At 44.8% G+C, this 8202-nt stretch carries 6 protein-coding genes and 2 pseudogenes; 4 read left to right on the top strand and 4 right to left on the bottom strand.

The genetic code is table 11. The features are described 5' to 3' along the window. Positions 1–288 precede the first annotated feature (288 nt). The 4 genes from V6C93_RS17125 (at position 289) to V6C93_RS38755 (ending at position 1771) form a co-directional block, all read left to right on the top strand. A complete protein-coding gene (locus V6C93_RS17125; protein WP_333477882.1) occupies positions 289–1137 on the top strand; it encodes an alpha/beta fold hydrolase in 849 nt (282 codons plus the stop codon). A 149-nt stretch (positions 1138–1286) separates the two neighbouring features. Further along, positions 1287–1526, top strand: coding sequence for a type II toxin-antitoxin system HicB family antitoxin (locus tag V6C93_RS17130; protein ID WP_333477883.1), 240 nt, complete (start codon positions 1287–1289; stop codon positions 1524–1526). After that, positions 1519–1662, top strand: a complete 144-nt coding sequence (locus V6C93_RS38750) for a type II toxin-antitoxin system HicA family toxin (RefSeq protein WP_333477884.1) — start codon at positions 1519–1521, stop codon at positions 1660–1662. Before V6C93_RS17130 ends, V6C93_RS38750 begins: the two co-directional genes overlap by 8 nt. A gap of 1 nt (position 1663) precedes the next feature. Beyond that, positions 1664–1771: a type II toxin-antitoxin system HicA family toxin gene (locus V6C93_RS38755; RefSeq protein WP_333477885.1), complete on the top strand. Its 108-nt coding sequence runs from the start codon at positions 1664–1666 to the stop codon at positions 1769–1771. 104 nt (positions 1772–1875) lie between these two features. Here V6C93_RS38755 and V6C93_RS38760 read toward each other — a convergent pair whose 3' ends face one another. The 4 genes and pseudogenes from V6C93_RS38760 to tsaB all read right to left on the bottom strand — a co-directional run. Then, positions 1876–4473, bottom strand: a complete 2598-nt coding sequence (locus V6C93_RS38760) for a GAF domain-containing protein (protein WP_414644199.1) — start codon at positions 4471–4473, stop codon at positions 1876–1878. A 363-nt stretch (positions 4474–4836) separates the two neighbouring features. Then, positions 4837–5901, bottom strand: a pseudogene (locus V6C93_RS38765) (AAA-like domain-containing protein); the annotation flags it as partial. After that, positions 5901–7493: pseudogene (locus V6C93_RS17150) on the bottom strand (AAA-like domain-containing protein); the annotation flags it as partial. The pseudogenes V6C93_RS38765 and V6C93_RS17150, both read right to left, overlap by 1 nt. Positions 7494–7630: 137 nt before the next feature. Further along, the coding region (gene tsaB, locus V6C93_RS17155; RefSeq protein WP_333477888.1) for a tRNA (adenosine(37)-N6)-threonylcarbamoyltransferase complex dimerization subunit type 1 TsaB at positions 7631–8202 on the bottom strand (572 nt) is incomplete at its 5' end.

Consider the following 8202-nt stretch of genomic DNA (forward strand, 5'->3'; position numbering starts at 1 on the left):
GCATCGGGGAACTCCGACTTAAACAAATTGACGATCGCAGCAATTTTGGTCGTAAATTCTAAGCTTCTGGCTTGTTCAACTGCATTCATGCCAAATCTCCTCAAGTTAAGGGCTATTACAAAGAATGCTTAATTATTAAGACAATTTAAGGCAAGTGAACTCCATTCTGGGGCAGGATTTCTGTTATGTTGTTATTTCTTGACAATTAATCCCCACAGGAGTAAGGCTTGCTCTGGCATCCCACTCAGGGTTAAGCTCAAACCACAATCGACGGTGCAGGAAACCAACGTGTCTATAAGTGAACAATCAATCGAGGCTGGGTCGCTGAAGTGGTTCTATCGGGAAGCAACCCCAATTGGTAGAAGCGAGGAGTTGCCTGTGCTGCTGCTGCATGGGTTGCCCTCCCATAGTTATTGCTGGACAGCACTGATGCCCGATTTAGCGGAAAAAGGGTTGAGAGCGATCGCACCGGACTGGATTGGTTCGGGTTTATCCGCAAAACCTGACAAACGAGACTTTGCTTATACTCCCGATGCCTTTATCAGCGCCTTGGCAGAGTTTCTCCAGGCACTCTCTATTAAGCGATTTCATTTGGTTGTTCAAGGATTTCTCGCTTCTGTTGGCCTTCAGTACGCCCTGCGTTACCCTGATCAGATTGAGCGCCTCGCCATTCTCAATACACCCTTAACCTCTGACGCCAAATTACCCTGGACGATGCAGCAGTGGGGATTGCTGTTTGTGGGAGATATGTTAACGCAAGACCCTCTATTAGTTGACCGAACATTGGAAGGGGGTAGCCGTTACCGGATTTCAGACAAGGATTTAGACATTTATCGTAAACCCTTCCTCAAGAGTTCCGATCCGGGGCGAAGTCTAGTAGCGACAATCAAAAATATTCAGATGAAGTCGTCAATGGCAGAAATTGAATCGGGTTTTCGCAACTGGAAAAAACCCACTTTGATTGTATGGGGAATGAAAGACCCCTGGCTTCCTTTTGAACTTGCACAGCAATTTGCTAAGGACATTAAAAACGTGGAACTTGTTCAGATTGAAGAAGGTGGGCATTATCCTCAAGACCATTGGTCGGCAAAAGTTAGCGAATCTCTTCTTCCTTTTTTAAGGCGTCAAGCGTTGTGAAGCTACTAATTCCTCAGGCTTAAATGACCCATAATATCAAGTTCGTATTAGCGCTTTACCTTGGTTGCATTCTGGTCTGGGGATAAAATTTTTATTGTCCAATCTAAATGAATTTTGATACCATTTGAACAAATATCTTCCATCGTTCTATGAGTTCATTGATACAGACTAAGGACAAAAAAACTCAGACCTTTACAGCAATCCTTTATTGGGAAGAGGATGTTTACGTTGCTGAATGTCCAGAGGTAGGAACGGCTAGCCAGGGAGAGACGATTGAAGAAGCCATCATTAATTTGAAGGAAGCGACTGAACTGTATTTAGAAGAGTTCCCGTTTCCTGAAACTGCACCTCGTCGGTTGCTAACCACATTTGAGGTAACTAGTGGATAAGCTACCACGAATACAGGCTTCTGAAGTTATTCGTGCCTTGGAACGGTTAGGCTTTGTTCGAGTACGGCAACGGGGGAGTCATGTAATGAAAGAAAAAACAACTTGTGGAGGAAAGGGAAGAACAGGAAATAATTGAAGTGGGTTGTGTTGTTCCACTACATCGCAAGACCATAGCTGTTGGAACACTCAAGAGTATTCTGAATCAAGCTGGAGTTTCTGTTGAAGAGTTTCTGGAAAATCTTTAGATGTACAACCTCTTGTTAAACAGGTTTTAAACACTGGTTGCGATCAGTTATGCTGGTGCCGTAGGCAATCGCGCTCTCTCTCCAAAATCCGATCGCGCTGGTCTTCATTTTTCTGTAAGCTTCCAGACACCATCCCAATCACCGGAAGGAGGATTTTGGAGACAGTATTGACTTCGCTCCATGTAGAGTTGTGCTGCCTTGTCTTGAGGATCGATTTCTTCAATAATAGTGGCAAATTCACTCCAAGCTCTGCGAAACTGACGCTTGAGGTAATATTCGCGGCCTTTATGGTAAAGCTCAATTACCTCTTGTTGTTGCTGAGAAATTGGGTCAGAACGTAAGCCCACAACTTCGTAAATTTTGATGGGTTGGCTCTTACCTTTAAGGTAAATATAGTCTAATTCTCTATATTGAATCAAATTTGCACAGGGCGAAAATGTATGTTCGCTAATAATAATATCGCAGCCGTATAGTTTAGTAATTCCTTCTAAACGAGAGGCAAAATTGACGCCATCTCCAATTGCAGTAAACTGCCCATATCGGCTGGAACCCATATACCCTGCGATTACGGTGTCGGAATTAATCCCAATACCGATTTTGATTTCGGGCTTACCGTATCTAATACGATGAGAATTAAGATTTCGCAGCCGATCACACATTTCTATCGCACTTTGTACTGCCATCCAAGGATGATCGGGCAACGGCAACGCTGCGCCAAAAGTCACCATCATCGCATCGCCAATATATTTATCTAGAGTGCCTTTGTACTTAATAACGGGTTCTACCATTACTTCAAAATATTCATTGAGAAAACTAACGACCCCTTCCGGTTCCATGTTTTCGGTTAAAGTTGTGAAGCTACGAATATCTAAAAATAAGACAGAAATTTCTCTGCGATCGCCTCCTAATTTTGGTTCTTCGCTTTGGAGTAACTGTTCTACTAAATCCTGACTCATGTAGCGATACCCCACACTCTTCAATCGCTGAATATCGCTAATTTCATCAATGACAATTAAAAGCCCACTCAATTGATTAGTGTTATCAGGATTTATTTTGGCAGTAATTGATAGATTAACACTACGTTCATCGCCATCTGGTAAAATTAAAGTCTGTTCAGGATAGTATTGCTGATGATCTTCTTGATTAGTTGCTTTTAAGGCAGCTTTAATCCATTTAGAAAAATTACTTTCTTTTTCTTTAAATTGAAGAATTTCAGTTATTAGGATTCCTTCAATTTTCTCTTGATTGTTCAAGCCTAAAAGCTCTTTTGTCCGCGCATTTAAGGCAATAATCCGTCCTTCTTTATCTGTAGACAATATCCCGGCTGACAAGTTCTCTAAAATATCATTTTTTCGTTGATCGCTTTGCTTAACTTTAGAGAATAACATGGCATTTTGAAGAGCAACACCTGCTTGAATGTTGAACGCCTTCATGAATTCTTGATCGGTGCTATCAAAACTTGCTTGCCAGCACTCCGGTGCTTGAGGCCAGTTGGCAGGATCGTAAGGAGGAAATTCACCCTGTTTCTTTTTATTCACTAATTGCATGACACCAATCAGCTCACTATCGGCATTAAACACAGGCATGCATAACAAGCTACAGGTGCGATATCCTGTTCTCTGATCGGTTTGTTTGGCATTACTAGCTCCAGCTTCAGAATAATCGTACAAGTCAAACCATATATTGAGGGTTTCACCTCTGAGAGCTACTCTACCTAAAAAACTATTTACTGATATCGGAATACGAATTTCTTGTAGAACGCCATTGATAGGTACTTTTGTCCACAAATCGTTGCGATCGCTGTCAATTAACCACACAAAACTTCGATCGGCATTAGTCGATTGCTTGGCTTCCTCCATGAGCCTCTTAAAGGTTTCTTCCAGATCTAAGCTACTGTTGTTCACAGCAGCGATTAAAGCTTGAGCAGCTTGTTGTTTCTGCCTTGCCTGTCGCAATGACCTTGATGATTCCATAATTAGGCGAATTGATGAGGAAAGCTCTTCAAGAATAGACTCATCTTCAGTCGTGAAACTCTTAGGGTCAATTTTCTCCTCTAAGGGAGCATTGGGGTCATGCGGGAATTTTAATTTATTTAAGAGTTGGACAATGGCAATTACATTGCCCTGTTCGTTTAACACAGGTATAGCCAGCATTGTATAGACGCGGTACCCTGTTCTTTCGTATTGCTCTTTTGCTGCATATGAACGCGGATCATCAAAGAAATCATAGGGAATATTAATAACCTGCTTTGTCGCTGCCACCTCACCCGCAATTCCTTGACCGATAGGGATACGAATTTCTAGGGAGTCTCCTCCCTTATCTTTAGGAACGATTGACCACAGTTGGTTTCTCTCTTCATCCACCACAAAAATGGTGGTACGATCAGCCCTCAAGAGTTCCCCTGTTTTTAACGTGATGGAACGCAATATTTCTTCCAAGAGGTCATCAACCCCCTGTGCATCCATCAGGCTATCTAACATCGATAGGGTTTGGTTGAAAATTTCCAGTTTTTTCTCTATCTCTGTTATAACTTGTTTAAATGTGTTCCTCGTGAGAGGAGCAAGAAAAGCTGAAAAAGTTCCTTGTGTTGATGCTAATGTACTAAGAAATGATGGCTGTTGTTCTTGCAAGTCCCGCTCTTCAATGCGGGTAGGAACATCTCTACCACTTGCTTGACGGGCTTCCGACGCTGGATGATTCAAGTCAGGGAAATCCTGAGCGGAAATTCCGAATATTGCAGCAATTTTCCACAAGACTTCATCCGTTGTTCTCCTTCCCGCTGGCCTTGTAACTCCACGTAGAGGAGCTGCCTCTGCCGCCTTTTTAATTTCTTCAAATGCTTGTTGTACTTCTCGATTTTCGCGCTCTTGGCTAGCTGTCAAAAACTGATAATCTTCAACACTCAGGCTTTTACCCACAGCCCATTTTTGGGCATCTCGCAATGCCTGTCCTCGTAACAAACATGACTCATCCTGGCACTTAGACATTAACCAAGCTAGTAGGGCTTCAGCATAAGGGCGCAGATCTGCCAATGCTCTGTCAACCCAATTCTGGTCAAATACGGTGGCGTAGATGCGGTTATAAACTCTTAAGTTGCCGAGTTGCTTAACGACTAATCCTGAAAGCTGTAGTTCCATTCGATCAGGGCTGTCTTCGGCGACTACTTCGCCATATTGCAAGATTTGTTTATATATTCCTAACAATCGAGCCGTGCGCTCTCCACGTCTTAAAAGGCGATCGCGTATCGTTCTCAAATGCTCTGGCTCATCTTGGGATTGCCAGTTTTCAATCAGGCGCGATCGCACCACATGCTCAATCCATGCCTTTTCTTCACCGTCTAAGATTGGAGATTCGGCAGCCAACACAAATTGACAGAGTTTTTGAGTTAGAAATGGTTGCCCTCCTGTCCAAGCCAAGACTTGCCGCAACAGGTTTAGGGGATTGCTGGCTTTAGGCGCTAACCCTTGAGCAAGAGACTCGGCTTCATGGAATTGAAAGCCACATAATTCTATGGCGCGACCAATATTGAACGGAGTCCGGTTTTTATCTTGAATTAAATCCGATGGAGTTGCCACACCCAACAGTGCAAACGTGAGGCGATTGTATTCAGGATTGTCGGCACGGTTGTTGTAGCAGGATCGAATAAAGGCAAAAAAATCGTCAGTTGGAAATTTGAGGGCGAGAACGCTATCGATTTCATCAACAAAAATAGCGATTGATTGGCGGACAGACACCAGCAGCACGTCTTTGATAAACTCATCAAGTCGCTGGACTGGAGGAAGAAAATCGCGATCGCGCCACCAACTCCGAAGATTGATTTCCAGATTGAAACTACTTACCAGATGGCGGACGATACCGGCATACCACTGATCTGGGGTAACTTGTTGACTGCCAATTGCCGTAATATCAATGGATGCACAGGCAACACCCTCAGCTTGCAAGCGGCGGATGGTTTGCACCCGGAGGGAGGACTTACCCATCTGTCGGCAATTGAGGACGTAGCAAAAGTCTCCAGCCTTCAAGGCATTGTACAGGTCTTGATCGGCTTGCCGCACAACATAGCTGGGGGCATCAGGCGGTAAAGCGCCGCCAACTTGATATTCATAGGCTGAGTTGGGTTGTATACTCATCAGTTAACCCCCAAGCGATTGGCTTCGGCACCGCCTAAAAGGCGATCGCTAAAATACCGCCGATACAAATCGCAACGAGGAATCACTTCATTTCCTTGCAGATGCACAATCCCCATACTTTCTAATTGAAACCCTTGCACCGACTCCAATCGAACTGGCTGACTGGCAGCAACAAGCTGTTTAACCGCGTCCACCAACTCCGGACGCTGCTGCAAATTCCATAAATGCCTGCGAAGATGATCGCCATAAATTCCCGCTTCTGTCGGTGCTTCTTGCAATAATTGTTCCAGCGTCATATCCTGTCGAGCAATATTGTAGAGTGCCACCCTCACCAAATAAGGATGTCCCCCCACCATTGCCATTAACTGCTCAACTTGAGTTGCATTCCAATTCAATCCGTGCCGCCGCGACAAATCCTGCACTTGTTGTGAGGTAAACTCTGGCAACTCAATGGGTAAACCAACATTAAATGGCGACTGATTGATATTCATCGGAATATAAACTTCCGTCGAATGCACCACCACCAACCGCAATTTCTTCCAAATCTCGCGATTCTTCGCTTCCTCATGCCAAGCGCGTAACATAGCAAAAAAGTCAGAGGCAATTTCGGGATGCTCGAAGACTAAATCAACTTCATCCAACCCCAAGGCTAAAGGCTTATCGATTTCGGCTAAGAGATATTCCTCAAAGTAAGCCGTGCAGTTATCCTTACTGCCAAAAATCTCATCCCAATAATCCCCTAACTTATTCGGTAGCCTCAGCCTGCGTCCAATACCGGCACAAAACCATTGAAGGAACTTATCCAAATCGGCAAACACTTTCCCATCAGCTAACTGAAAGCTCAACGGCACTTTCAAACAGCCTTTGGCTTCCGCTGAGTGAAGAATTCGCGCCATTAGCGACGTTTTCCCCATTTGTCGGGGTGCTTTAATGCGGATGAGAGAACCTGGTTTTGCGATCGCTTCAAAACAACGCTCTTCAATAGGAGGACGCTTGACATAAAATGCCGACGCCAAATCCACCTGTCCCCCTGGCAATTCGGGTTCTGCCACAGGTAACGGAGGGCGATCAAGACTCTCTGTTGTAGTTGTAGCGGTTACTAATTCCTCGGTTGAGTCTGCCGATTCTGTCGATTCCGCGGGAGTGCAAGGCTTTGCACCCTTACCATCCTCCGACAACAGACTCAGAAGTTCCTCTAAAATTGCCGGAGTGTCAGCAGGCGAGTTCCATTCCCGTTGTTGAGTCCGTTGCAAATAGCCGCGTAAGTCATAGTTAAGCGTGACTGGAGAATTCATCGGAAAGCACACCCGGATGGGCAAAATTCTAGGTTTGCCATTATGGCGATCGCGCAATTCTCTCGCCCGTCGCACCTCCTCCGTCACCATCTCGCTTGTCACTGATTTCTCCGACAGCAACAGCAAAAAATAATCCGCTTGCTCCAACTCTTCATCAATTCGCTGAGGCCAATTTTCACCTAACCGAATGCTTTTTGCTGCCATAAAGGGTTGGTATCCGGCGGCTTTTAAGGCTGTATAAAATTCCTCAGCCAAACTGCTATCCGGCGGTTGAGAACGGTAGCTGATAAATACCTTGGTGTTTTGAGAGGCCGCTTCCACAGATGACATAGGCATTAGTCTGTGCAAAAACAGATTTAATGGTGAGCCGTTTTAGCGTAATATACAAGCTATGCTGCCCCTATTCCTGTTTTTGTCAGCTGAAATTCGCCTCATCACTTTGTCTCTACCGGATGCTGACCATAAAACGGCAGTGCTTCTGACCAATGTGGGCGCTTGCCCTGTTGCCAATCCAAATAAGCTAGCTGTAGCAAACTCACAACCGATGTCCCCAATTCACTTTCAGCAGGAATATCAATGAGCTGATAGGGAGCTTGCCAATTATCCAACGTTTTTTGCCATTCCTCTGGAGTTAGCACGGCATCTGGCAACAGCGGAGTGAGTCCTAAATCCGATGGAGATAGCTGATAAATGGCTGTAAATAATTGACCGCGTTGGGCAGGCATTTGCAGTGCGATCGCATTGCTGGACGAAGCCTCCTCACTCTGACTTTTTTCTATTTCCGACCATGCGATCGCTGCAAATGTCGAAATCGCAAACAAAGGAATATCCAATTGCTGCGCCAGCGTCCGGGCCGTCACAATACCAATACGGGTACTCGTAAAGCTACCAGGCCCCTTCGCCACCGCTATAAACCCTAAATCTGCCCAAGTTTTTGGCTTGACAAATTCAGCAAGATAATGATGTAAATGCGTAGATAAATCCCGTCCTAAATTCCAGGTTTGGC

This window comes from Allocoleopsis sp., assembly GCF_036703385.1.
Classification (GTDB): Bacteria; Cyanobacteriota; Cyanobacteriia; order Cyanobacteriales; family Coleofasciculaceae; genus Allocoleopsis.

What these genes read in the sequence shown, in the direction of transcription:
- V6C93_RS17130 (WP_333477883.1), top strand. Translation starts at nt 1,287, where the DNA reads ATGAGTTCATTGATACAGACTAAGGACAAAAAAACTCAGACCTTTACA.